This is a genomic window from Pantoea eucalypti (genome assembly GCF_009646115.1).
Lineage (GTDB): Bacteria > Pseudomonadota > Gammaproteobacteria > Enterobacterales > Enterobacteriaceae > Pantoea > Pantoea eucalypti.
Genome location: NZ_CP045720.1, coordinates 3,284,912 through 3,308,142, shown reverse-complemented (window position 1 = coordinate 3,308,142; position 23,231 = coordinate 3,284,912). Strand labels below are relative to the sequence as shown.

At 54.2% G+C, this 23,231-nt stretch carries 22 protein-coding genes; 14 read left to right on the top strand and 8 right to left on the bottom strand.

All coding sequences use genetic code 11. The annotated features are described in order from the left end of the window. The first annotated feature begins 13 nt into the window (after positions 1 to 13). From bamA to EE896_RS15480, 13 genes are all read left to right on the top strand, one after another. Positions 14 to 2,425, top strand: a complete 2,412-nt coding sequence (gene bamA, locus EE896_RS15540; RefSeq protein ID WP_003852645.1) for an outer membrane protein assembly factor BamA — start codon at positions 14 to 16, stop codon at positions 2,423 to 2,425. Positions 2,426 to 2,535: 110 nt separating this feature from the next. Further along, complete coding sequence (gene skp, locus EE896_RS15535) at positions 2,536 to 3,033, top strand: molecular chaperone Skp (RefSeq protein ID WP_003852644.1); 498 nt, start codon at positions 2,536 to 2,538, stop codon at positions 3,031 to 3,033. 3 nt (positions 3,034 to 3,036) lie between these two features. Continuing rightward, positions 3,037 to 4,062 carry a UDP-3-O-(3-hydroxymyristoyl)glucosamine N-acyltransferase gene (gene lpxD, locus EE896_RS15530; RefSeq protein ID WP_008925640.1) on the top strand — a complete coding sequence of 342 codons (1,026 nt, stop codon included), beginning with the start codon at positions 3,037 to 3,039 and terminating at the stop codon, positions 4,060 to 4,062. A gap of 152 nt (positions 4,063 to 4,214) precedes the next feature. Continuing rightward, positions 4,215 to 4,670: a 3-hydroxyacyl-ACP dehydratase FabZ gene (gene fabZ, locus EE896_RS15525; protein WP_003852639.1), complete on the top strand. Its 456-nt coding sequence runs from the start codon at positions 4,215 to 4,217 to the stop codon at positions 4,668 to 4,670. 3 nt (positions 4,671 to 4,673) lie between these two features. Continuing rightward, the gene (gene lpxA, locus EE896_RS15520) at positions 4,674 to 5,462 is read left to right on the top strand and encodes an acyl-ACP--UDP-N-acetylglucosamine O-acyltransferase (protein ID WP_003852636.1); all 789 of its coding nucleotides are present in this window, start codon (positions 4,674 to 4,676) and stop codon (positions 5,460 to 5,462) included. Between the two features lie 3 nt (positions 5,463 to 5,465). Next, positions 5,466 to 6,614, top strand: a complete 1,149-nt coding sequence (lpxB, locus tag EE896_RS15515; RefSeq protein WP_003852634.1) for a lipid-A-disaccharide synthase — start codon at positions 5,466 to 5,468, stop codon at positions 6,612 to 6,614. Continuing rightward, a complete protein-coding gene (gene rnhB, locus EE896_RS15510) occupies positions 6,607 to 7,233 on the top strand; it encodes a ribonuclease HII (protein WP_008925641.1) in 627 nt (208 codons plus the stop codon). Before lpxB ends, rnhB begins: the two co-directional genes overlap by 8 nt. A 31-nt stretch (positions 7,234 to 7,264) precedes the next feature. Then, entirely contained in the window at positions 7,265 to 10,747 is a 3,483-nt protein-coding gene (dnaE, locus tag EE896_RS15505; protein ID WP_003852631.1) for a DNA polymerase III subunit alpha, read from the top strand. Positions 10,748 to 10,759: 12 nt separating this feature from the next. Further along, a complete protein-coding gene (accA, locus tag EE896_RS15500) occupies positions 10,760 to 11,716 on the top strand; it encodes an acetyl-CoA carboxylase carboxyl transferase subunit alpha (protein WP_003852630.1) in 957 nt (318 codons plus the stop codon). A 171-nt stretch (positions 11,717 to 11,887) separates the two neighbouring features. Next, positions 11,888 to 14,038 (top strand): lysine decarboxylase LdcC, encoded by a 2,151-nt coding sequence (locus tag EE896_RS15495; RefSeq protein ID WP_008925642.1) that lies wholly within the window; start codon positions 11,888 to 11,890, stop codon positions 14,036 to 14,038. A 64-nt stretch (positions 14,039 to 14,102) separates the two neighbouring features. Then, positions 14,103 to 14,492, top strand: a complete 390-nt coding sequence (locus tag EE896_RS15490) for a VOC family protein (protein WP_140916409.1) — start codon at positions 14,103 to 14,105, stop codon at positions 14,490 to 14,492. Positions 14,493 to 14,544: 52 nt separating this feature from the next. Beyond that, positions 14,545 to 15,864, top strand: coding sequence for a tRNA lysidine(34) synthetase TilS (gene tilS, locus EE896_RS15485; protein WP_140916410.1), 1,320 nt, complete (start codon positions 14,545 to 14,547; stop codon positions 15,862 to 15,864). Then, positions 15,864 to 16,172 carry a c-type cytochrome gene (locus EE896_RS15480; RefSeq protein ID WP_105099580.1) on the top strand — a complete coding sequence of 103 codons (309 nt, stop codon included), beginning with the start codon at positions 15,864 to 15,866 and terminating at the stop codon, positions 16,170 to 16,172. Before tilS ends, EE896_RS15480 begins: the two co-directional genes overlap by 1 nt. A 40-nt stretch (positions 16,173 to 16,212) precedes the next feature. On the opposite strand, the gene rof is transcribed toward EE896_RS15480, so the two are convergent. Beyond that, the gene (gene rof, locus EE896_RS15475) at positions 16,213 to 16,473 is read right to left on the bottom strand and encodes a Rho-binding antiterminator (protein WP_008925644.1); all 261 of its coding nucleotides are present in this window, start codon (positions 16,471 to 16,473) and stop codon (positions 16,213 to 16,215) included. After that, positions 16,460 to 16,660, bottom strand: a complete 201-nt coding sequence (locus EE896_RS15470) for a YaeP family protein (RefSeq protein WP_003852623.1) — start codon at positions 16,658 to 16,660, stop codon at positions 16,460 to 16,462. Before EE896_RS15470 ends, rof begins: the two co-directional genes overlap by 14 nt. A gap of 217 nt (positions 16,661 to 16,877) precedes the next feature. Between EE896_RS15470 and arfB the strand changes: the two genes are divergently transcribed. Then, entirely contained in the window at positions 16,878 to 17,288 is a 411-nt protein-coding gene (arfB, locus tag EE896_RS15465) for an alternative ribosome rescue aminoacyl-tRNA hydrolase ArfB (RefSeq protein WP_003852622.1), read from the top strand. A gap of 350 nt (positions 17,289 to 17,638) precedes the next feature. On the opposite strand, the gene proS is transcribed toward arfB, so the two are convergent. From proS to metN, 6 genes are all read right to left on the bottom strand, one after another. Continuing rightward, entirely contained in the window at positions 17,639 to 19,357 is a 1,719-nt protein-coding gene (gene proS, locus EE896_RS15460) for a proline--tRNA ligase (protein ID WP_003852621.1), read from the bottom strand. Between the two features lie 89 nt (positions 19,358 to 19,446). Continuing rightward, a complete protein-coding gene (gene tsaA, locus EE896_RS15455; protein WP_003852620.1) occupies positions 19,447 to 20,151 on the bottom strand; it encodes a tRNA (N6-threonylcarbamoyladenosine(37)-N6)-methyltransferase TrmO in 705 nt (234 codons plus the stop codon). Beyond that, complete coding sequence (gene rcsF / locus EE896_RS15450) at positions 20,148 to 20,546, bottom strand: Rcs stress response system protein RcsF (protein WP_003852619.1); 399 nt, start codon at positions 20,544 to 20,546, stop codon at positions 20,148 to 20,150. The genes tsaA and rcsF overlap by 4 nt, the downstream gene beginning before the upstream one ends. Before the next feature lie 128 nt (positions 20,547 to 20,674). Next, complete coding sequence (locus EE896_RS15445; protein WP_003852616.1) at positions 20,675 to 21,490, bottom strand: MetQ/NlpA family lipoprotein; 816 nt, start codon at positions 21,488 to 21,490, stop codon at positions 20,675 to 20,677. Positions 21,491 to 21,520: 30 nt separating this feature from the next. Next, positions 21,521 to 22,174, bottom strand: a complete 654-nt coding sequence (locus EE896_RS15440; protein ID WP_003852613.1) for a methionine ABC transporter permease MetI — start codon at positions 22,172 to 22,174, stop codon at positions 21,521 to 21,523. Continuing rightward, positions 22,167 to 23,198 (bottom strand): methionine ABC transporter ATP-binding protein MetN, encoded by a 1,032-nt coding sequence (gene metN, locus EE896_RS15435; protein ID WP_003852611.1) that lies wholly within the window; start codon positions 23,196 to 23,198, stop codon positions 22,167 to 22,169. Before metN ends, EE896_RS15440 begins: the two co-directional genes overlap by 8 nt. Between the last annotated feature and the right edge of the window lie 33 nt (positions 23,199 to 23,231).

Genomic DNA, 23,231 nt, shown 5'->3' with positions numbered 1-23,231 from the left:
ACGCATAACAACGATGGCGATGAAAAAGTTGCTCATAGCGTCGCTGCTGTTTAGCAGCGCCACCGTTTACGGTGCAGACGATTTCGTGGTGAAGGATATTCATTTCGAAGGGCTGCAGCGAGTCGCCGTCGGCGCGGCTCTGCTGAGCATGCCAGTACGGGTTGGCGATACGGTGAATGACGATGATGTCAGAAATACCATTCGCTCGCTGTTCGCTACTGGCAACTTTGAGGATGTTCAGGTCCTGCGAGACGGTACAACGCTGATTGTCCAGGTCAAAGAACGTCCTACCATTGCCAGCATTACCTTCACCGGTAACAAAGCGGTGAAAGAGGATCAGCTCAAACAAAATCTGGAAGCCTCAGGTGTGCGTGTCGGCGAAGCGCTGGACCGCACCACTATCTCTTCTATTGAGAAAGGCCTTGAGGATTTCTACTACAGCGTCGGTAAATATACTGCCAACGTGAAAGCGGTGGTGACACCCCTGCCGCGTAACCGTGTCGATCTGAAGCTGGTCTTTACCGAAGGTGTCTCTGCCAAAATTCAGCAGATCAACATCGTCGGTAATAAAGCCTTTAGCTCTGATGAACTGATCTCCCGTTTCCAGCTGCGTGATGAAGTGCCGTGGTGGAACGTGGTCGGCGATCGTAAATACCAGAAGCAGAAACTGGCAGGTGACCTTGAGACTCTGCGCAGCTTCTATCTGGATCGCGGCTATGCACGCTTCAATATCGATTCGACGCAGGTCAGCCTGACGCCAGATAAAAAAGGCATCTACATCACGGTGAACATCACCGAGGGTGACCAGTACAAAATTGCTGGCGTAATCGTCAATGGCAGCATGGCGGGTCACTCCGCAGAAATTGAACATCTGACCAAAATTCCGGCAGGCGAGCTCTATAACGGCGCCAAAGTCACGAAAATGGAAGATGACATCAAGAAACTGCTGGGCCGCTACGGCTATGCCTATCCGCGTGTAGTCACACAGCCAGAAATCAACGACGCCGACAAAACCGTGAAACTGCACATCAACGTGGATGCGGGTAACCGTTACTACGTGCGTAATGTTCGTTTCGAAGGTAATGACACGTCAAAAGACTCGGTGTTACGTCGCGAAATGCGTCAGATGGAAGGCGCATGGCTGGGCAGCGATCTGGTTGAACAGGGTAAAGAGCGTCTGAACCGCACCGGTTACTTTGAAACCGTGGATGTGGATACCCAGCGTGTACCAGGCTCGCCTGACCAGGTTGACGTGGTCTACAAAGTTAAAGAGCGTAACACCGGTACTTTCAACTTCGGCGTCGGTTACGGCACTGAAAGTGGTGTGAGTTTCCAGGTTGGCGTAACGCAGGATAACTGGCTGGGCACCGGTAATACCGTGGGCATCAGCGGGACCAAAAACGATTACCAGACCTATGCTGAATTCTCGCTTACTGACCCTTACTTCACCGTTGACGGTGTGAGTCTGGGTGGTCGTCTGTTCTACAACGACTTCAAAGCAGACAATGCTGACCTTTCTGACTATACCAACAAGAGTTATGGTCTGGATGGCACACTTGGCTTCCCGGTTAACGAAAACAACACCCTGCGTGTCGGTCTGGGCTATGTCCACAATGACCTGTCAAACATGCAGCCGCAGGTTGCGATGTGGCGTTACCTTGACTCGGTTGGTAAGCCGCAGCAGCTTAATGACAAAGGCGAATTCTCAGCAGATGACTTCACCTTTAACTACGGCTGGACTTACAACACCCTGGACCGCGGATTCTTCCCGACATCCGGTAACCGCACTAACCTGAATGGTAAAGTGACGATTCCTGGTTCAGATAACAGCTTCTATAAGGCCACGCTGGATAGTCAGCAGTATGTGCCGATTAACCAGGATCGTACCTGGGTGCTGTTGGGACGTGGTCGTATCGGCTATGGCGATGGACTCGGCGGCAAAGAGATGCCGTTCTACGAGAACTTCTATGCCGGTGGTTCAAGCACGGTTCGCGGCTTCCAGTCCAACACCATTGGACCGAAAGCAGCCTACTTTAATAACAACTCGTCGAACTGCCGAATCGCTGATCCAAATGGCGTTTGTAAGTCTGACGATGCGGTGGGCGGTAACGCCATGGCGATCGCCAGCCTTGAGCTGATCACGCCAACGCCGTTCCTGAGCGAGAAGTATGCTAACTCGGTGCGTACCTCGGTGTTTGTCGATGCCGGTACCGCGTGGGATACCCATTGGGAAAATACAGCGGAAACGCGTGCGGCAGGCATTCCTGACTACAGCGATCCAAACAACATTCGTGTATCAAGCGGTGTTGCGTTGCAGTGGATGTCACCGCTTGGCCCGCTGGTGTTCTCTTACGCCCAGCCGTTCAAGAAAGTCGATGGAGACAAGTCAGAGCAGTTCCAGTTTAACATTGGTAAAACCTGGTAATGTTCTGAGCAAGGATGCATAGCTGAAGTATTGCTGCCGGGCAGCACCTGTTGCTGTTCCGGCGCAAACACTGTGTCGCTGACACAAACGTTGATGGTAAGGAGTTTATAGTGAAAAAGTTGTTGTGTGCCGCAGGTCTGGGTCTTGCTTTAGCGGTTTCCGCTGGTGTTCAGGCTGCTGACAAAATTGCAGTGGTAAACGTGTCCAGCATTTTCCAACAGTTACCGCAACGTGCGACTGTTGCTAAACAGCTGGAAAACGAGTTCAAAGGCCGTGCAACTGAGTTGCAGAGCCAGGAGCGCGATCTGCAAACTAAAATGCAGCGTCTGCAGCGTGACGGTTCTACCATGAAGGCAAGCGAACGCAGCCGCATGGAAAAAGATGTCATGTCTCAGCGTGAAGCGTTCTCTTCAAAAGCACAGGCTTTTGAGCAGGATAACCGTCGTCGTCAGATGGAAGAGCGTAACAAGCTGCTGAGCCGTATTCAGGATGCCGTTAAGAAAGTCGCTGACAGCGATGGTTACGACGTCGTGATCGACGCCAACGCGGTGGCTTATGCATCAAACGCAAAAGACATCACAGCTGACGTGCTGAAACAGGTTAAATAATTCATGTCATCTATTCGACTGGCTGATTTAGCCCAGCAGTTGGATGCAGAATTGCACGGAGATGGCGATATCGTCATCTCCGGCATTGCTTCTATGCAATCCGCCACAACTGGCCAAATCACTTTTCTTGCAAACAGCCGTTACCGCGAGCAACTCGCCCTGATTAAGGCCTCAGCCGTGGTGCTGACGGAAGCGGATCTGGAGTGGTGTAATACCGCAGCGCTGGTAGTGAAAAATCCCTACCTGACTTATGCGCGTATGGCACAAATACTCGATACCACGCCACAGCCGGCGCAAAATATCGCCCCCAGCGCGGTAATTGACCCCTCAGCCCGACTCGGCAACAATGTCGCCATTGGCGCCAATGCAGTGATCGAAGCGGATGTTGAGCTGGGTGACAACGTAGTTATTGGTGCGGGATGTTTTGTTGGCAAAAAAACCCGTATTGGCAGTGGCACCCGTCTCTGGGCCAACGTCTCTGTTTATCACGAGATCGAAATTGGCCAGGATTGTCTGATTCAGTCAGGTACCGTCATCGGTTCTGATGGTTTCGGCTATGCCAACGATCGCGGTAACTGGGTGAAAATCCCGCAGTTAGGCGCGGTAATTATCGGCGATCGCGTCGAAATAGGGGCCTGCACCACCATCGATCGCGGTGCGCTTGATAACACTCTGATCGGCAATGGTGTTATCATAGACAACCAGTGCCAGATCGCTCACAACGTAGTTATTGGCGACAATACTGCGGTTGCAGGCGGTGTGATCATGGCGGGTAGTCTGAAGATTGGACGTTACTGTATGATTGGCGGTGCCAGCGTCATTAACGGCCATATGGAAATCTGTGACAAAGTAACGGTGACCGGTATGGGTATGGTCATGCGTCCTATCACAGAGCCAGGCGTTTATTCGTCAGGCATTCCGCTGCAACCCAACAAAACCTGGCGTAAAACTGCAGCGCTGGTGATGAACATCGATGATATGAGCAAACGCTTAAAAGCCATCGAGCGCAAGGTCGGCAAAGACGACTAACCGCCATCCCAAAACTGACCGGCTTTCATAATAAAAATGTTAAGCAGGGAAGCCCGGCGCCACAGTACCTATTTGCGGCCTGCGGAAGATCATTTTGATCTGTGCAGGCCGTGTTATTGATGTCATCAGATTTTTAGGACAGGAAGAGTATTTTGACTACTGAAACTCATACTCTGAAAATTGAAGAGATTTTAGAGCTGCTGCCGCATCGCTATCCGTTTCTGCTGGTAGACCGTGTGCTGGAATTTGAAGAGCACAAATACCTGCGTGCAGTGAAGAACGTTTCTGTTAATGAACCGTTTTTCCAGGGGCACTTCCCTGGTAAACCGATTTTTCCTGGCGTTCTGATCCTGGAAGCGATGGCGCAGGCCACCGGTATTCTGGCGTTTAAAAGCGTAGGTAAACTGGAGCCAGGCGAACTCTATTACTTTGCCGGTATCGACAGTGCCCGCTTTAAGCGTCCTGTGGTACCAGGTGACCAAATGATCATGGAAGTCACTTTCGAGAAAACCCGCCGTGGTCTGACCCGCTTTAAAGGCGTGGCGACTGTTGACGGTAAAATCGTTTGTGAAGCGACCATGATGTGTGCCCGCAGCCGGGAGGCATAATTCGTGATTGATCCAACCGCCACTATCCATCCCAGTTCTGTCATCGAAGAGGGCGCTATCATTGGCGCCCGTGTTCACATTGGCCCGTTTTGCTTTATCGGCGCGAATGTTGAGATTGGTGAAGGAACAGTACTGAAGTCACACGTTGTGGTGAATGGCCACACGCGTATCGGTAAAGATAATCAGATCTACCAGTTTGCCTCAATTGGCGAAGTGAATCAGGATCTGAAATATGCCGGTGAGCCAACACGGGTTGAGATCGGTGATCGCAACCGTATTCGTGAAAGCGTGACGATTCATCGCGGCACCACGCAGGGTGGCCATGTCACCACAGTGGGCAGCGATAATCTGCTGATGGTCAATGTCCACATTGCGCATGACTGCGTGATTGGTAACCGCTGTATCTTCGCGAACAATGCCACCCTGGGTGGTCACGTGACGGTCGATGATTTCGCCATTATTGGCGGCATGACAGCGGTACATCAGTGGTGCATCATCGGTGCGCACGTGATGGTTGGTGGCTGTTCCGGCGTGGCGCAGGATGTTCCGCCTTACGTTATTGCGCAGGGTAACCATGCGACGCCGTTCGGTATCAATATTGAGGGTCTTAAGCGTCGTGGCTTCAGCAAAGAGTCGTTGCATGCGATTCGCAACGCTTACAAGCTGCTCTATCGCAGTGGCAGAACGCTGGAAGAAGTGAAGCCGGAGATCGAAGCCATTGCGCAACAGCACAGCGAAGTGCAGCCTTTCTACGACTTCTTTACCCGTTCAACCCGTGGATTAATTCGTTAATCCATGTCAGCGCGTCCTTTAACGATTGCCCTGGTCGCCGGAGAAACCTCCGGCGATATTCTTGGTGCAGGTCTGATTCGTGCCCTGAAAGTGCGCCATCCTGATGCACGCTTTGTCGGTGTGGCGGGCCCACTGATGCAGGCTGAAGGGTGTGAAGCCTGGTATGAGATGGAAGAGTTAGCGGTAATGGGCATTGTCGAGGTGCTGGGTCGCCTGCGACGCCTGCTGACAATCCGCCGCGATCTCACCCGACGTTTTAGCGAGCTCAGACCCGACGTTTTTGTCGGTATTGATGCGCCCGATTTTAATATCACGCTGGAAGGCAATCTCAAACGTACGGGCATCCGTACGATCCACTATGTCAGTCCTTCGGTGTGGGCATGGCGGCAAAAGCGCGTGTTTAAGATTGGCCGAAATACCGATCTGGTGCTGGCCTTCCTGCCGTTTGAAAAAGCCTTCTACGATCGTTATAACGTTCCCTGCCGCTTTATCGGTCACACCATGGCGGATGCCATGCCGCTGCAACCTGATAAGCAGGCTGCGCGCCGTCATCTCGGCATTGCGGACGATGCGCTCTGTCTGGCACTGCTGCCGGGCAGTCGTGGTGCGGAAGTGGAAATGCTCAGTGCTGACTTCCTGAAAACAGCCCAATTATTGCGTCGTCACTATCCGGCGCTGGAAATCGTGGTGCCGCTGGTTAACGCCCGTCGCCGTGAACAGTTTGAGAAGATTAAAGCTGACGTTGCGCCTGAACTGCCGATGCATCTGCTGGATGGACAGGGTCGTGAGGCGATGATTGCAAGCGATGCCGCACTTCTGGCATCCGGGACTGCCGCACTGGAGTGCATGCTGGCAAAATGCCCGATGGTCGTCGGTTATCGCATGAAACCGGCCACTTACTGGCTGGCGAAACGGCTGGTGAAAACCCCTTACGTCTCGCTGCCAAACCTGCTGGCAGGGCGTGAGCTGGTCAAAGAGTTACTGCAGGATGCGTGTCAGCCCGACGCCCTGGCTGCAGCGTTAGATCCGCTGTTGCATGCCGGGCCTGAGCGCGAAACTTTGCTGCAGACGTTTCATGAATTACATCAACAGATCCGCTGGAACGCCGATGAGCAGGCAGCGGATGCAGTACTGGAGCTGGTGAATGCCTGATTTTATCTATCCTGTCGCCAGACTGATTGCCGGTGTGGACGAAGTGGGGCGCGGTCCGCTGGTTGGCGCGGTGGTCACTGCTGCGGTGATCCTCGATCCGGCAAATCCGATTACCGGCCTGGCGGACTCGAAGAAACTGTCGGAAAAACGCCGCCTGGCGTTGTACGACGAAATCAAAGAGAAGGCGCTGGCATGGAGTCTGGGACGCGCAGAACCTGAAGAGATCGATCAGCTCAACATTCTGCACGCTACCATGCTGGCGATGCAGCGTGCGGTAGCTGGCCTGAGTATCCAGCCCGACTATGTGCTGATTGATGGTAACCGTTGCCCGGCATTGCCTATGCCTTCACAGGCCGTCGTCAAAGGGGATAGCCTGGTTGCCGAAATCAGTGCAGCATCGATCATCGCCAAAGTCTCGCGGGATCGTGAGATGGCCGAACTGGATCTGCTGTTCCCGCAGTATGGTTTTGCACAACACAAAGGCTATCCAACGGCGCTGCATATGGAAAAGCTGACACAATATGGCGCCACGCCGCACCACCGTCGTAGTTTTGCGCCCGTACGTAATGCGCTGCTCGATGCTGAAGTACTGGCTGCCCGCCAGACCCTTACGCTTTAATAGCCTGACGCTGTTTTAACCGGAAACTGATATGGCTGAACCCCGTTTTATACATCTGCGTGTCCACAGTGACTATTCGATGGTTGATGGCCTGGCAAAAACCGGGCCGCTAATCAAGAAAGCGGCTGCCCTTGGCATGCCGGCGATAGCGATTACCGACTTCACTAACCTCTGTGGCCTGGTGAAATTCTACGGTGGCGCGCACAGCGCAGGGATAAAGCCGGTCATTGGTGCCGATTTCAACGTGGCCAGTGAGCTGATGGGGGATGAGCTGACACAGCTTACCGTGCTGGCGTCCAGTAATACCGGATACCAGAACCTGACGCTGCTGATCTCCCGCGCCTATCAGCGCGGTTATGGCGTGGACGGACCCATTATCGATCGCGACTGGCTGATCGAATTGCAGGAAGGATTAATACTGTTGTCGGGTGGGCGACGCGGCGATGTAGGTCGTAGCCTGCTGCGCGGTAACAATGCGCTGGTGTCGCAGTGCCTGTCGTTTTACCAGCAACATTTTCCCGATCGCTACTACCTGGAGCTGATCCGTACTGGCCGACAGGACGAAGAGAGCTATCTGCATGCAGCCGTTGAACTTGCGATTGCAGAGGGAATACCGGTCGTTGCCACCAATGAAGTCTGCTTTATCAATGCAGAAGATTTCGATGCGCACGAAATTCGCGTTGCCATTCATGACGGCTATACGCTGGATGATCCCAAGCGTCCGCGCAACTACAGTCCTCAGCAATATATGCGCAGCGAAGAGGAGATGTGCGAGCTGTTCTCGGACATCCCGGAAGCGCTGGAGAACAGCGTAGAGATTGCTAAGCGTTGTAACGTGACGGTGCGACTGGGCGAATATTTCCTGCCACAGTTCCCGACCGGTGATATGACTACCGAAGATTATCTGGTGGTGAAATCCCGCGAGGGGCTGGAAGAGCGCCTGGCGTTCCTGTTCCCGGACGAAGCTGAGCGCGCAGAAAAACGTCCGGAATATGATGAGCGTCTGGAGATTGAGCTCACCGTTATTAACCAGATGGGATTCCCCGGCTACTTCCTGATCGTGATGGAGTTCATCCAGTGGTCCAAGGATAACGGCGTGCCGGTGGGCCCAGGCCGTGGCTCCGGTGCCGGTTCGCTGGTGGCCTATGCGCTGAAAATCACCGATATCGATCCGCTGGAATTTGACCTGCTGTTCGAACGTTTCCTGAACCCGGAACGCGTCTCGATGCCCGACTTCGACGTCGATTTCTGCATGGAGAAGCGCGATCAGGTCATCGAACACGTCGCTGATATGTACGGACGTGAAGCGGTTTCCCAGATTATCACCTTCGGTACCATGGCGGCGAAAGCGGTTATCCGCGATGTGGGCCGCGTGCTGGGTCATCCTTACGGCTTTGTTGATCGCATTTCAAAACTGATCCCGCCCGATCCCGGCATGACGCTGGAAAAAGCCTTTATTGCTGAACCGCAGCTTCCTGCGATGTATGACGCAGATGAAGAGGTGAAGGCGCTGATCGATATGGCGCGTAAGCTGGAAGGGGTCACGCGAAACGCCGGTAAACATGCGGGTGGCGTGGTCATTGCGCCAACGAAAATCACGGATTTCGCGCCGCTTTACTGCGATGAACACGGGCAGTTCCCGGTCACTCAGTTCGATAAAAATGATGTGGAATATGCCGGCCTGGTGAAGTTCGACTTCCTGGGTCTGCGTACGCTGACCATCATCGACTGGGCGCTGAAGATGATCAACCCGCGCCGGGAGAAGCAGGGGCTGGAGCCGATCGATATCGCCTCAATCCCGCTGGATGATAAGAAAAGCTTCGATATGCTGCAGCGCTCGGAAACCACAGCGGTATTCCAGCTTGAATCGCGCGGCATGAAAGATCTGATTAAGCGTCTGAAGCCCGACTGCTTCGAAGATATGATCGCACTGGTGGCGCTGTTCCGTCCTGGCCCACTGCAGTCCGGCATGGTAGATAACTTTATCGACCGTAAGCATGGCCGTGAAGCGATCTCTTATCCCGACATTCAGTGGCAGCACGAAAGCCTGAAACCGGTGCTGGAACCGACTTACGGCATTATCCTCTATCAGGAACAGGTGATGCAGATCGCCCAGGTTCTCTCCGGTTACACCCTGGGCGGCGCAGATATGCTGCGACGCGCCATGGGTAAAAAGAAACCCGAGGAGATGGCCAAACAGCGCTCCATATTCCGCGATGGTGCCGAAAGCATGGGCATCGACGGCGAACTGTCGATGAAGATCTTCGATCTGGTAGAAAAATTTGCAGGTTATGGCTTTAACAAGTCACACTCTGCGGCTTACGCACTGGTCTCCTATCAGACCCTGTGGCTGAAAGCGCACTATCCGGCCGAGTTCATGGCGGCGGTGATGACCGCCGATATGGATAACACCGAGAAAGTGGTGGGCCTGGTTGATGAGTGCTGGCGGATGGGGCTGAAAGTCCTGCCGCCCGATATTAACTCGGGTCTCTATCCCTTCCATGTTAATGACGCGGGCGAGATCGTTTACGGTATCGGCGCGATCAAAGGCGTGGGTGAAGGCCCGATTGAAGCGATTATCGACGCCCGTAATGAAGGTGGCTATTTCCGCGAACTGTTTGATCTCTGTGCCCGTACTGACACTAAAAAGATCAACCGTCGGGTGATGGAAAAACTGATTATGTCCGGGGCTTTCGATCGCCTTGGACCGCACCGCGCCGCCCTGATGAGTTCACTCAGTGACGCGTTAAAAGCCGCCGATCAACACGCGAAAGCGGAGGCGATTGGCCAGGCAGATATGTTTGGCGTGCTGGCGGAGGAGCCGGAGCAGGTTGAGAAATCGTACGCCAGCGTCACGCCGTGGCCTGAGCAGGTGCAGCTGGATGGTGAGCGGGAAACGCTGGGGCTATATCTTACCGGCCACCCTATTAATCAGTATCTGAAAGAAATTGAGCGTTATGTTGGCGGGGTGCGTCTGAAAGATATGCATCCTACCGATCGGGGTAAAATTACTGTGGCGGCTGGTCTGGTGATCGCCGCGCGGGTAATGGTCACCAAGCGCGGCAACCGAATTGGTATCTGTACTCTGGACGATCGCTCCGGTCGTCTTGAGGTGATGTTATTTACCGATGCGTTAGATAAATACCAGCAGTTGCTGGAGAAAGACCGAATCCTGATCGTCAGCGGACAGGTCAGCTTTGATGACTTCAGTGGCGGGCTTAAAATGACCGCGCGTGAAGTCATGGACATCGACGAAGCTCGCGAAAAATACGCGCGCGGACTTGCTATCTCGCTGACGGACAGGCAAATTGATGACCAGCTATTAAACCGGCTCCGTCAGTCCCTGGAACCTCATCGTTCAGGGACTATTCCGGTGAATCTCTACTATCAGAGAGCCGACGCGCGAGCGAAGCTGCGCTTTGGTGCAGCGTGGCGAATTTCGCCCAGCGATCGTTTACTTAACGATCTGCGCTCGTTGATTGGATCGGAGCAGGTGGAACTGGAGTTTGACTAGAACAGGAACATTATGAGTCTTAATTACCTGGATTTTGAACAGCCAATTGCAGAACTGGAAGCGAAGATCGATTCGCTGACTTCAATTGGTCGTCAGGATGATAAACACGTTAATCTGGATGAAGAAGTTCAGCGTCTGCGTGAGAAAAGTGTTGAGCTGACCCGTAAAATCTTCGCTGATTTGGGCGCATGGCAGATTGCTCAACTGGCGCGTCATCCGTTACGTCCTTACACCTTTGACTATGTTCGCAACGCCTTCGACGATTTCGATGAGCTGGCGGGCGACCGTGCTTATGCGGATGACAAAGCTATTGTGGGCGGGATTGCGCGTCTTGATGGACGTCCGGTGATGATCATCGGGCATCAGAAAGGCCGTGAAACCAAAGAGAAGATTCGCCGTAACTTCGGCATGCCAGCACCGGAAGGCTATCGCAAAGCGCTGCGCCTGATGGAGATGGCTGAGCGTTTCAAAATGCCAATCATCACCTTCATCGACACACCGGGTGCGTATCCTGGCGTGGGCGCGGAAGAGCGTGGGCAGTCTGAAGCGATCGCCCGCAACCTGCGTGAAATGTCTGGCCTGAAAGTACCGGTTATCTGTACGGTTATCGGTGAGGGCGGTTCTGGCGGTGCGCTGGCGATTGGCGTGGGCGATAAAGTGAATATGCTTCAGTACAGCACCTATTCAGTGATCTCGCCGGAAGGCTGTGCCTCCATTCTGTGGAAAAGCGCTGACAAAGCGCCGCTGGCTGCTGAAGCGATGGGCATTACCGCTCACCGTCTGAAAGAGCTGAAGCTGATTGACTCAGTGATCCCTGAGCCGCTGGGTGGTGCACATCGCCGTCCGGTTGATATGGCGCAGTCTCTGAAGCAACAGCTGCTGGCCGATCTGGCCGATCTCGATGGATTAAGCACTGAAGAGCTGCTGGATCGTCGTTATCAGCGCCTGATGAGCTACGGCTACGCCTGATTCAGGCTCAGCCAATCAGGAAGCGGACTTCGGTCCGCTTTTTTTATGCCATGGGTTTAACGCGGTACGCTGCCTGATGCCTTTCAGCCTCATCTGATCGTCCCCTTGCTACACCTTCCCCTGGTTAGCGGTTATGCTTGTCCGGTTGCACAACAATCACGGAGATGGGCATTGAATATTCTGGCGATCATGGGCGCGCACGGCGTGTTTTATAAAGATGAACCGTTACGCGAACTCGACGCGGCGTTAAATCTGCAAGGCTTCCAGCTGCTTTACCCAAAAAACAGTGACGATCTGCTGAAACTGATCGAACACAATCCGCGTATCAGCGGCGTCATCTTCGACTGGGACGCGCACAACAGCCCGGAACTGTGCGGTGAGATTAATCAGCTCAACGAATACCTGCCACTGTATGCCTTTATCAACACCCACTCTCAGATGGACATCAGCATCAATGAGATGCGCATGCCACTGCACTTTTTTGAATATGCGCTGAATGCCGCCGACGATATTGCATTGCATATCCGGCAGTATACCGATGACTATCTCGACCACATTACGCCACCGCTGACTAAAGCGCTGTTCACCTATGTGAAAGAGGGCAAGTACACCTTCTGCACGCCGGGCCATATGGCGGGTACCGCGTTTCAGAAGAGCCCGGTAGGCTGCCTGTTTTATGATTTCTTCGGGGCCAATACCCTGAAGTCAGATATCTCAATTTCCGTTACCGAGCTGGGTTCGCTGCTGGATCACACCGGTCCACATCTTGAAGCGGAAGAGTATATCGCACGCACTTTTGGTGCCGAACAGAGTTACATGGTGACCAACGGCACCTCAACGTCGAACAAAATTGTCGGCATGTATGCGGCACCGTCGGGCAGCACCGTGCTGATCGATCGCAACTGCCACAAGTCACTGACGCATCTGCTGATGATGAGCGATCTGATCCCCATCTGGCTGAAGCCGACCCGCAATGCACTGGGGATTCTTGGCGGGATTCCAAAGCATGAATTCACCCGCGAGAGCATTACGCAGAAAGTCGCGACGACCGATCGCGCCACGTGGCCGGTTCATGCGGTAATCACCAACTCCACTTACGATGGGCTGCTCTATAACACCCAGTACATTAAAGAGACGCTGGATGTGCCGTCGATTCACTTCGATTCAGCCTGGGTGCCTTACACCAATTTCCATCCGATTTATGCCGGGAAAAGTGGTATGAGTGGCGAGCGCACCCCGGGCAAAGTGGTGTATGAAACGCAATCGACCCATAAACTGCTGGCGGCGTTTTCGCAGGCATCCATGATTCACATTAAAGGCGACTACGACGAACAGACGTTTAACGAAGCCTATATGATGCACACCACCACGTCGCCCAATTACGCCATCGTCTCCTCTATTGAAACTGCTGCTGCAATGCTGCGTGGTAATCCCGGCAAGCGGCTGATCAATCGCTCGGTTGAGCGTGCGCTGCACTTTCGTCGTGAGGTTCAGCGCCTGCGTGAAGAGTCCGACAGCTGGTTTTTCGATATCTGGCAGCCGGAACAGGTCGACGAAGCGCAATGCTGGGCGATCCAGCCCGGCGACGAGGATTGGCACGGATTTACGCAGGCCGATCGCGATCATATGTACCTCGATCCGATCAAAGTCACTATCCTGACGCCAGGAATGAGCGAGCTGGGAGAGATGGCAGACGAGGGGATCCCGGCAGCGCTGGTGGCGAAGTTTCTTGATGAGCGCGGCATCGTGGTGGAGAAAACCGGCCCCTACAACCTGCTGTTCCTTTTCAGTATTGGCATCGACAAAACCAAAGCGATGAGCGTGCTGCGCGGTCTGACTGAGTTCAAACGCGCCTACGATCTCAATCTGCGGGTAAAGAACATGCTGCCGGATCTCTACGCTGAAGATCCCGACTTCTATCGCAATATGCGCATTCAGACGCTGGCGCAGGGGATTCATCAACTGATCCGTCATCATGACCTGCCGCGACTGATGCTGCAGGCATTTGATGTCCTGCCCGAAATGAAGATGACGCCGCATCAGGCGTTTCAGCAACAGGTGAAGGGCAACATCGAAACGGTGGATCTCAGCGAACTGGTCGGGCGGGTGTCGGCCAACATGATTCTGCCTTATCCACCAGGCGTGCCACTGGTGATGCCAGGAGAGATGATTACGGAGAAGAGCCGTGCCGTGCTCGATTTCCTGCTGATGCTGTGCAGTATCGGCCGGCATTATCCGGGCTTCGAGACCGATATTCACGGTGCCAGTCTGACGGAAGAGGGCGAGTATCGCGTCCGCGTGCTGAAAAACGATCCGGCATAAATCTTTAAACGACTAATAGCGGCAGGGTGTCTGGGGACAGCCTGCCCGAATCAGGATATTCAACATGTTGCAGTTAACCGCTATTCACCACATCGCCATCATCGCTTCCGACTATCAGCGCAGCAAAGCGTTCTATTGTGACGTGCTGGGCTTTCGTCTCATGGGCGAATATTACCGTGAAGCGCGCGACTCCTGGAAAGGCGACCTGGCCCTGGAGGATCGCTACACTATTGAGCTGTTCTCTTTTCCTGAGCCGCCGGCGCGCGTCAGTCATCCCGAAGCGTGTGGCCTGCGTCATCTGGCCTTTACCGTGCCGGATGTGGCCGTCGCTGTCGCAACGCTGGCCAGTAAAGGCGTAATCTGCGAGCCGATTCGCATCGATGAACTGACGGGTAAACAGTGTACGTTCTTTGCCGATCCGGATGGTTTGCCGCTGGAGCTTTATCAGGCGTAAAATAGCGCGCTCAGCGGGCGACATTCAGTGGCCCGACTTTCTGGATTCTGCCATGCCTTTGCCCGCTTTTGACGCCATGTTGCAACCTGATGCCGCGCTGGTGGTCGCCTTCAGTGGCGGACTCGATTCAACCGTGCTGCTGCATCAGCTTCGCGGCTGGCAGCAGCAGCATCCCGAATCCCATCTGCGGGCGTTACATGTTCATCATGGGCTTAGCCCGAATGCCGATTGCTGGGCAGCGCACTGCCTGTCGGTATGCGAGCAGTGGCAACTGCCATGTGAGGTACTGCACGTTACCGTGGATGGCAGGGAAAACGGCATTGAAGCCGCCGCCCGCACCGCCCGTTATCAGGCGCTCAGTGCGGCATTGTTGCCGGGTGAAGTGTTACTGACCGCGCAGCACCTCGACGATCAGTGTGAAACCTTTATGCTGGCGCTGAAGCGCGGCAGCGGTCCGGCCGGGCTGGCGGCGATGCCTGCTGCGCGTGCGCTGGGTTCGCATCAGCTGCTGCGTCCACTGCTGAATCAGTCGCGGCAGTCGCTTGAAACCTATGCCAGAACCCATCAGCTGGTGTGGATCGAAGATGAAAGTAATCAGGATCTTCGCTACGACCGTAACTTCCTTCGTCAGCGGCTGCTGCCGGCGCTTTACCAGCGCTGGCCCCATTTTGCTGAGGCGACAGCCCGAAGTGCGGCGTTGTGCAGTGAGCAGGAGCAGTTACTGGATGAACTGCTCACCGGACAACTCAATGAGCTCATCCAGCCAGATGGCAGCCTGCACTTTCCGCCCTTGATGGTCATGAGTGAGTTGCGTGCTAATGCGTTATTGCGCCGCTGGATCGCCGGGCAGGGCGGCAGGATGCCCTCCCGTGAAGCGCTGAAACGTATTCGCGATGAAGTCATGGCGAGCCGGGAGGATGCGCAGCCGAAGCTGCGATTCGGTCAGGCTGAACTCCGCCGCTACCGTCAGCAGCTCTACTGGCTGCCGTTGCGCAGTTCACTGCGTGCCACCGAGCTGGCATGGCCCGATCTCAGCCAGCCGCTGGTGTTACCACAGAATCTCGGCACGTTACACGCCAGCCAGGCGCAGAGCCTGTTGCGTTATCCTCAGCCGGATGAGCAGGTCAGCGTACGCTTTCATGCGCAGGGTCACGTTCATCTGGTGGGCCGTCAGGGTGGAAGGGAAATGAAAAAGTTGTGGCAGGAGTTGCAGATACCTCCGTGGCAGCGAGAACGGCTGCCGTTAATCTTTTATAACCAGACGCTGATCTGTGTTCCGAATCTGTTTGTCACCCACGCTGGCGCAGCTGTTGATCAACAGGGCTGGCAGATAGTCTGGGACAGGGCATGCAGCGCAGGGGAACAACAATAATGAAGCAATGGTTTATCGCCTTTTTAGTGGGCGCCGTATTACCAGCGTGGGCTGCGGGCGATGCGCAACGCGGCGCACAAAAAGCAGGGAGCTGCATGGCCTGCCATGGTGCAGCAGGTAAAGCGGCTGTGCCCCTCTATCCCAATCTGGCCGGGCAGCACGCACCTTATCTGGAACAGGCTTTGCACGCCTACAAAAAGGGCGAGCGCACTGGCGGCCAGGCTGAGGTGATGAAGGCATTTGTAGCGGGATTGAGTGACGGTGATATAGCTGATCTGGCGGCGTACTACAGTTCGTTGCAGCCCTGAGGGTTAACAGGGCGGGAAGGTCCCGCCCGTGATGCGTCTATTACTCAGCGCTGACAACCACCGTACCCAGTTCGGGATGGGTAAAGCTGGCAATATGGTCGAGACGTAATTCGCGATGTTCACCGGAAAGATCGATAGCCAGATATTCCACGTTCTTGCGTGAAAAAATCTCTTTGGCCTTTGCCTTGAGCTGTTCGCCATCTTTCATTTCCAGCGACAGCATCCAGGTGTTCTGGCAGGCGAGTTCCAGATTATCGTAGTCATCACAATTGATAGGTTGGTACGCTTCATTTATCAACATAGTCGCTCACCAATAAGTTAGCAGCGGCGTAGGCCGCCTGTTCCCTGACAGAAGAGTTTAGCTCAGTATTTGCGGCAATATCATTAAGTGCCTTCAATGCGCAGCCAATCGCATCCGGAATGTAACCTAAGTCTCCGCTGCCGATTTCGGCATATTTCCGGCGAACTAACTCACAATAATTTTGCACATGGCCCCCCTCAGCAGAGCGTCGATACTCTGGTTAACTGGCGACTATATCATAGCCATTTAGAGGAAATCAGCCTGCGTAAAGCAGGAACAGTGCGCGAATCACTGCTAAAGTGACAGATTCCGCTGTCTGGGACGGAATGAATCAGAGCACAAAAGGTTAATTTGATGAACAGGTTATCGGAGGTCAACGTGATTAAGGTGTGGGGAGCAAGCTGATGATTATGCTATCCCGTTCGGTTGAGATTCCGGAGAGTGAGATCGAACTGACGGCTATCCGCGCTCAGGGCGCAGGTGGACAACATGTCAACAAAGCCAGCACGGCCATTCATCTGCGCTTTGATATTGCTGCTTCTTCGCTGCCCGCGTTTTATAAAGAGCGGCTGCTCACTGCCAGTCATCATTTGATTACCGGAGATGGCGTGGTGGTGATCAAGGCGCAGGAGTATCGCAGTCAGGAGATGAATCGTGAAGCGGCGCTGCAACGTCTGGTCAATCTGATCCAGGAGCTGAGTACCGTGGAAAAAGCCCGGCGCGCTACGCGGCCGACCCGCGCCTCGAAAGAGCGTCGTCTGGAAGGAAAAGCCCGTCGCAGTTCGACGAAATCGATGCGCGGCAAGGTGCAATAAAAAACGCCCCGCAGGCGGGGCGTTTGAGTACTGATCAGGCAGCTCAGCGTGACTCTGGCAGCAACGAATAAGCGCATGGCGAAGGGAACAGGGTCAGAAGAGGAAAGCGTCCCGCGCCATGGACAAAAACGCCGGGAGCGTTTTTGAATAACGCCATGCGTTGGCCCGGTCAGGGCGCACCTCATGGATGAGGTGCGTAATCGCGCGGGCCGAGCATGCCATGGATGGCGGCTTTTGCGTCTTTCCGATCTGACCCTGTTTCCTGAGCAGATACGGAATTACAGCAACCGGGCAAACTCTTAAGCTGTTAGAGGCCACACAAGCGAGTTATCTGACCTTTCCTTCACAATTTACTTGTTCAGCGCTTTCAGCAGGAACTCAACAATTTCATCCTGCTTAATCATCTGCTTCTCACCGGCACGACGTGATTTGTATTCAATCTCCTGGTTGTCGAGATTGCGATCGCCGATGACGATGGTGTGTGGCACCCCGATCAGTTCCATATCGGCAAACATCACGCCCGGACGCTCTTTGCGGTCATCCAGGATAACTTCAACGCCTTTGGCACGCAGCGTGGCATATAACTCTTCTGCCAGCTCTTTAACACGGAACGATTTCTGCATATTCATCGGCAGAATCGCCACCTCGAACGGTGCCAGTGCGGCTGGCCAGATGATGCCACGATCGTCATGGTTTTGCTCAATGGCTGCCGCCACCACGCGAGTTATGCCGATGCCGTAGCAGCCCATGCTCATCACCTGATTACGGCCATCTTCACCCTGAACGGAGGCTTTCAGCGCGTCAGAATACTTAGTACCAAGCTGGAAGATGTGACCGACTTCAATACCACGTTTAATCTGCAGCGTGCCTTTGCCATCCGGGCTTAAATCGCCTTCGACCACATTACGGATATCCGCAACGCTGGCCAGCGGCAGATCGCGCTCCCAGTTAATGCCGAAGTAGTGTTTACCATCGACGTTGGCACCGGCGCTGAAATCGCTCATCTTCGCCACGGTACGGTCGGCAATGATCGGCATCTGCAGACCCACAGGCCCGATTGAACCCGGACCCGCACCCACTGCGGCGCGAATCTCTTCTTCCGTCGCGAACACCAGCGGCGATGCAACGATGGCTGACTTCTCTGCTTTGATCTCATTCAGCTGATGATCGCCGCGAACCAGCAGGGCAACCAGCGCGTGACCGCTCTCTTCTGCACCTTTAACAATCAGCGTTTTCACTGTCTTTTCAACAGGCACATTGAATTGCTCAACCAGCTCCGCGATGGTTTTTGCGTCTGGTGTTTCGACCAGCTGCATCTCCTGAGATGGTGCGGCACGTTCACCGGCCGGTGCGACGGCTTCGGCCAGCTCAATGTTAGCGGCGTAATCAGAATCGGTAGAGAAAATCACATCATCTTCACCGCTCTGCGCCAGCACCTGGAACTCATGTGATGCGCTGCCGCCGATAGAGCCGGTATCGGCCTGCACAGCACGGAAATCCAGTCCCATACGGCTGAAGATCTGACTATAGGCGCGGTACATCGCGTCATAGGTTTCCTGCAGCGACGCCTGCGACGTATGGAACGAGTAAGCATCTTTCATGATGAACTCACGTGAACGCATCACGCCAAAACGTGGACGCACTTCATCACGGAATTTGGTCTGAATCTGATACAGGTTGAGCGGCAACTGCTTATAAGAGCTCAGTTCGTTGCGGATCAGGTCAGTGACCACCTCTTCATGCGTCGGACCCAGCACGAACGGACGCTCGTGGCGATCGGCAATACGTAACAGTTCCGGGCCATACTCCTCCCAGCGACCGCTCTCCTGCCACAGGTCGGCGGGCTGCACAACCGGCATTAAAATCTCAACAGCGCCCGCGTTGTTCATCTCTTCACGCACGATGTTTTCGACTTTTTTCAGCACGCGAACCCCGGTCGGTAACCAGGTGTACAAGCCAGAAGCCAGTTTGCGGATCATACCGGCGCGCAGCATCAGCTGGTGGCTGATCACTTCAGCGTCGGAAGGCGTCTCTTTCTGAGTAGAGAGCAGATATTGAGTAGTACGCATTGATTACGGTTCCAGTTGATCGGAAAGTCACAGACAGAATTTTGCTGGCGGCTAGTGTACCAGTGAGATCACCGCCTCAAAAGCGGGTTTTAACGCGGGTCGATAGCGATCACTTCAGTACCGGCATCATCAATGCGCCAGCGGACATTAAAATCCATCAGCCAGGCCGCATATTCCCGCGCCTGCGTTTCGCCCTGACGATAAGCCGGACGGGGATCCTGTGCCAGCACTTCACGGATAAAGCGTGCCAGATTGGGGTAGCGCGACTGCTGCTGAAGCTGCTGCTGGGCCAGTGCGGAGAAGCGAACCGGCATATCAGCCGCAGGGGCCGCCTGAGCAAAACCTGCCTGGGCATGAGGCAGCGCTTCGGCAAAAGGCAGATAAGGTTTGATATCCACTACCGGAGTACCATCGACCAGGTCCAGACTGCCAAGCTGCAGAATCACCTGCTGCTTCTCAATTCTGACACCTTTCAGTTCAACCAGCGACATCCCAATGGGGTTGGGACGGAACGTGGAACGTGTCGCGAAAACACCCATGCGCGCATTGCCGCCCAGACGGGGAGGGCGAACCGTGGGACGCCAGCCACCTTCCATCGTCTGATGGAAAACAAACAGCAGCCAGAGATGGCTGAACGCTTCCAGTCCACGTACCGCTTCCGGCTGATTGTAAGGTGGCTGCAGATGAAGCTCGCCGCCGCCATCCTGCACCAGGCCTGGCTGACGCGGTACGGCAAACTTCTCCTTCCACGGCGAACGAATTACCCCAATTTGCGCAAAGGCGAATTCACTCATTGATTGCTGACTTTCAGCGCTGAACCCTGACACACCGCCTGGCGATAACAGCCTGGTGTGCCGGTAACGATTTCACACTGATGCAGCAGCACTGCATTGGCTTTCATCTGTGATGCTTTGATCTGCAGACGTTTCCGTGCTGTAGCGATATTGGCCGGGGAGTTCTGATTGCTCATCTGGCAATCTTCAGCGGAGACTTCACCCAGATCGCGGAACGGCTTACTGACCAGATCGGCGGCATCGGTATAGAGCTTAACGGGTGCGGGTCGTGCCACAGGCTTATGGGTCGGTTCACTGGATTGCTGCGGCCGGGACGGTGCGCTGCTTATCGGGTGATACTCATGAACACACCCTGTCAGCATCAATGCTAACAAGCAGAGCGGTAAAAAACGCATGGCAACATCCTCAGGTTTCAAAAAGTGGCGTTATTGAAACAAGGACAAGAATAAATAACAAGTCGGGCAGGGCACCCAATAGCAGAAAGGGCGGCATAGCGCCGCCCTTAGGGAGATCACGGACTGAATTACCAGCCTTTAACCGCGCCGCCGTTAAAGACTTTATTAGCTTCTGCGTTAACTTCGTCAGACTGGTAAGCCTTAACGAATTTCTTCACGTTTTCCGCATCTTTATTATCTTCACGCGCGACAATCAGGTTCACATAAGGTGAATCTTTATCTTCGACGAAAATGCCATCTTTCGCGGGTGTCAGGCCAATCTGGCTCGCGTAAGTGGTGTTGATCACTGCCAGAGCAATCTGCTGATCGTCCAGTGAACGTGGCAGCTGCGGCGCTTCCAGCTCAACAATTTTCAGATGCTTAGGGTTCTCAGTGATATCCAGTGAGGTTGGCAGCAAGCCCACGCCATCTTTCAGTTTGATCAGACCGACTTTCTGCAGCAGCAGCAGTGTACGGCCCAGGTTGGTCGGATCGTTTGGAATAGCAACCTGCGCGCCATCCTGCAGCTCATCCAGTGATTTGATCTTCTTCGAATAGCCCGCGATTGGGTAGACGAAAGAATTACCCACTGAAACCAGCTTGTAGCCACGATCTTTGATCTGCTGATCAAGGTAAGGTTTGTGCTGGAAGGCGTTAACGTCGATATCGCCTTTGCTCAGCGCTTCATTCGGCAGAACGTAATCGTTGAAAGTGACCAGCTCAACGTCCAGACCATACTTATCTTTAGCCACTTTCTGCGCGGCTTCAGCAACCTGCTGCTCAGCACCGACAATCACGCCCACTTTGATGTGGTTAGGGTCTTTCTCTTTTTGATCGCAACCTGCCAGCGCAATCGCGCCAATCAGTGCACCCACAGCGGCAATTTTCTTGAATCTGAAAGACATATCCTTTCCTTCTTAATAATGTGATATTGCTTACTTATGGGACACAGCATGCACGATGCGGTCGCCACAGAATTGAATGAGATACACTAAAACCACTAACAACACTAATACCGTATTCATCACAGTGGCGTTATATCCGATATAACCATACTGATAACCGATCTGGCCCAGGCCACCGGCACCCACCGCGCCACCCATGGCGGAGTAACCGACCAGCGTAATCAGCGTGATGGTCGCCGCGTTCACCAGGCCCGGCATCGCTTCCGGCAGCAGAACTTTACGGATGATCTGCATTGGCGTGGCACCCATGGCACGTGACGCTTCAATCAGGCCGGTTGGCAGTTCCAGTAAGGCGTTTTCAACCATACGCGCAATAAACGGCGCAGCACCGACGGTCAACGGCACGATAGCCGCCTGCAGTCCGATTGAGGTGCCGACGATCACGCGGGTAAAGGGAATCATCCAGACCAGCAGGATAATGAAAGGAATCGAGCGGAAGATATTTACCAGCGCGGAAAGCACGCGATAAAGACCCTGATTCTGAAGAATCTGTCCTGGACGGGTCACATAGAGTAAAACGCCGACCGGCAGGCCCAGCACAAAACCGAAAAAACCTGAGACGAAGGTCATCATCAGCGTTTCCCACACGCCCCGTCCCAGCAACCACATCATCGCTTCAGACATAACCTAACACCTCTACTTTCACATGATTCTCCTTCAGCCAGGCAATCGCCTCGCGGGTATCGCTCTCTGTGCCGTGCATTTCTGCCAGCATAATGCCGAACTTCACGCCACCGGCGTAATCCATCTGCGCACTGATAATGTTGTTATTCACGTTGTAACGGCGGGCCGCTTCGGAAAGCAGCGGCGCATCAACCGATTTACCGGTGAATTCCAGTCGCAGCAGCGGCACGGTATTTTCAGATGCGGTGGCAGAAAGACGCTGCTGATAGTCATCCGGGATATCCAGATGCAGCGTGGACTGAATAAACTGCTGCGCCAGTGGCGTTTTAGGATGAGAGAAGACTTCGCTGACACTATCTTTCTCAATCAGCTCACCGTGACTGATGACCGCAACCTGATCGCAGATGCGTTTCACCACATCCATCTCATGGGTAATCAGCAGAATCGTCAGCCCCAGGCGGCGGTTGATGTCTTTAAGCAATTCCAGAATTGAACGTGTGGTCGCGGGATCCAGTGCGCTGGTCGCTTCATCACACAGCAGGACCTTGGGATTACTGGCCAGGGCACGAGCAATCGCGACGCGCTGCTTCTGTCCGCCCGACAGATTGGCGGGCCAGGCATCATGCTTATCGGATAATCCCACCAGTTCCAGCAACTCAGTGACGCGAGCGTTGATCTGCGCACGCGAGAGATTACCCAGTTCCAGTGGCAGAGAGACATTGCCCGCAACCGTTCGTGAGTTCATCAGGTTAAAATGCTGGAAGATCATGCCGATCTGGCGGCGCGCCTGGGTTAACTGGCGTTCGTTGAGTGCGGTTAAATCCGCCCCATCGACCAGTACGCGGCCCGAGGTTGGGCGCTCCAGCAGGTTAACGCAACGAATCAGTGTACTTTTACCGGCACCGGAAGCGCCGATAACGCCATAAATCTGTCCGGCAGGCACATGCAGGCTCACATCCGTTAATGCCGGAATAGTCCGCGAGCCTTGCTGAAACACTTTGGTGATATTTTCAAGTTTAATCATTATGTTATTAATTATCGTATTGCGTTGTCCGTG

Bases quoted from the DNA above. Each gene is read 5' to 3' on its own strand.
- bamA (WP_003852645.1), top strand. From the start codon at position 14: ATGGCGATGAAAAAGTTGCTCATAGCGTCGCTGCTGTTTAGCAGCGCC.
- lpxD (WP_008925640.1), top strand. From the start codon at position 3,037: ATGTCATCTATTCGACTGGCTGATTTAGCCCAGCAGTTGGATGCAGAA.
- lpxB (WP_003852634.1), top strand. From the start codon at position 5,466: ATGTCAGCGCGTCCTTTAACGATTGCCCTGGTCGCCGGAGAAACCTCC.
- rnhB (WP_008925641.1), top strand. From the start codon at position 6,607: ATGCCTGATTTTATCTATCCTGTCGCCAGACTGATTGCCGGTGTGGAC.
- dnaE (WP_003852631.1), top strand. From the start codon at position 7,265: ATGGCTGAACCCCGTTTTATACATCTGCGTGTCCACAGTGACTATTCG.
- accA (WP_003852630.1), top strand. From the start codon at position 10,760: ATGAGTCTTAATTACCTGGATTTTGAACAGCCAATTGCAGAACTGGAA.
- EE896_RS15490 (WP_140916409.1), top strand. From the start codon at position 14,103: ATGTTGCAGTTAACCGCTATTCACCACATCGCCATCATCGCTTCCGAC.
- tilS (WP_140916410.1), top strand. From the start codon at position 14,545: ATGCCTTTGCCCGCTTTTGACGCCATGTTGCAACCTGATGCCGCGCTG.
- EE896_RS15480 (WP_105099580.1), top strand. From the start codon at position 15,864: ATGAAGCAATGGTTTATCGCCTTTTTAGTGGGCGCCGTATTACCAGCG.
- rof (WP_008925644.1), bottom strand. From the start codon at position 16,473: ATGTTGATAAATGAAGCGTACCAACCTATCAATTGTGATGACTACGAT.
- arfB (WP_003852622.1), top strand. From the start codon at position 16,878: ATGATTATGCTATCCCGTTCGGTTGAGATTCCGGAGAGTGAGATCGAA.
- proS (WP_003852621.1), bottom strand. From the start codon at position 19,357: ATGCGTACTACTCAATATCTGCTCTCTACTCAGAAAGAGACGCCTTCC.
- tsaA (WP_003852620.1), bottom strand. From the start codon at position 20,151: ATGAGTGAATTCGCCTTTGCGCAAATTGGGGTAATTCGTTCGCCGTGG.
- rcsF (WP_003852619.1), bottom strand. From the start codon at position 20,546: ATGCGTTTTTTACCGCTCTGCTTGTTAGCATTGATGCTGACAGGGTGT.
- EE896_RS15445 (WP_003852616.1), bottom strand. From the start codon at position 21,490: ATGTCTTTCAGATTCAAGAAAATTGCCGCTGTGGGTGCACTGATTGGC.
- EE896_RS15440 (WP_003852613.1), bottom strand. From the start codon at position 22,174: ATGTCTGAAGCGATGATGTGGTTGCTGGGACGGGGCGTGTGGGAAACG.
- metN (WP_003852611.1), bottom strand. From the start codon at position 23,198: ATGATTAAACTTGAAAATATCACCAAAGTGTTTCAGCAAGGCTCGCGG.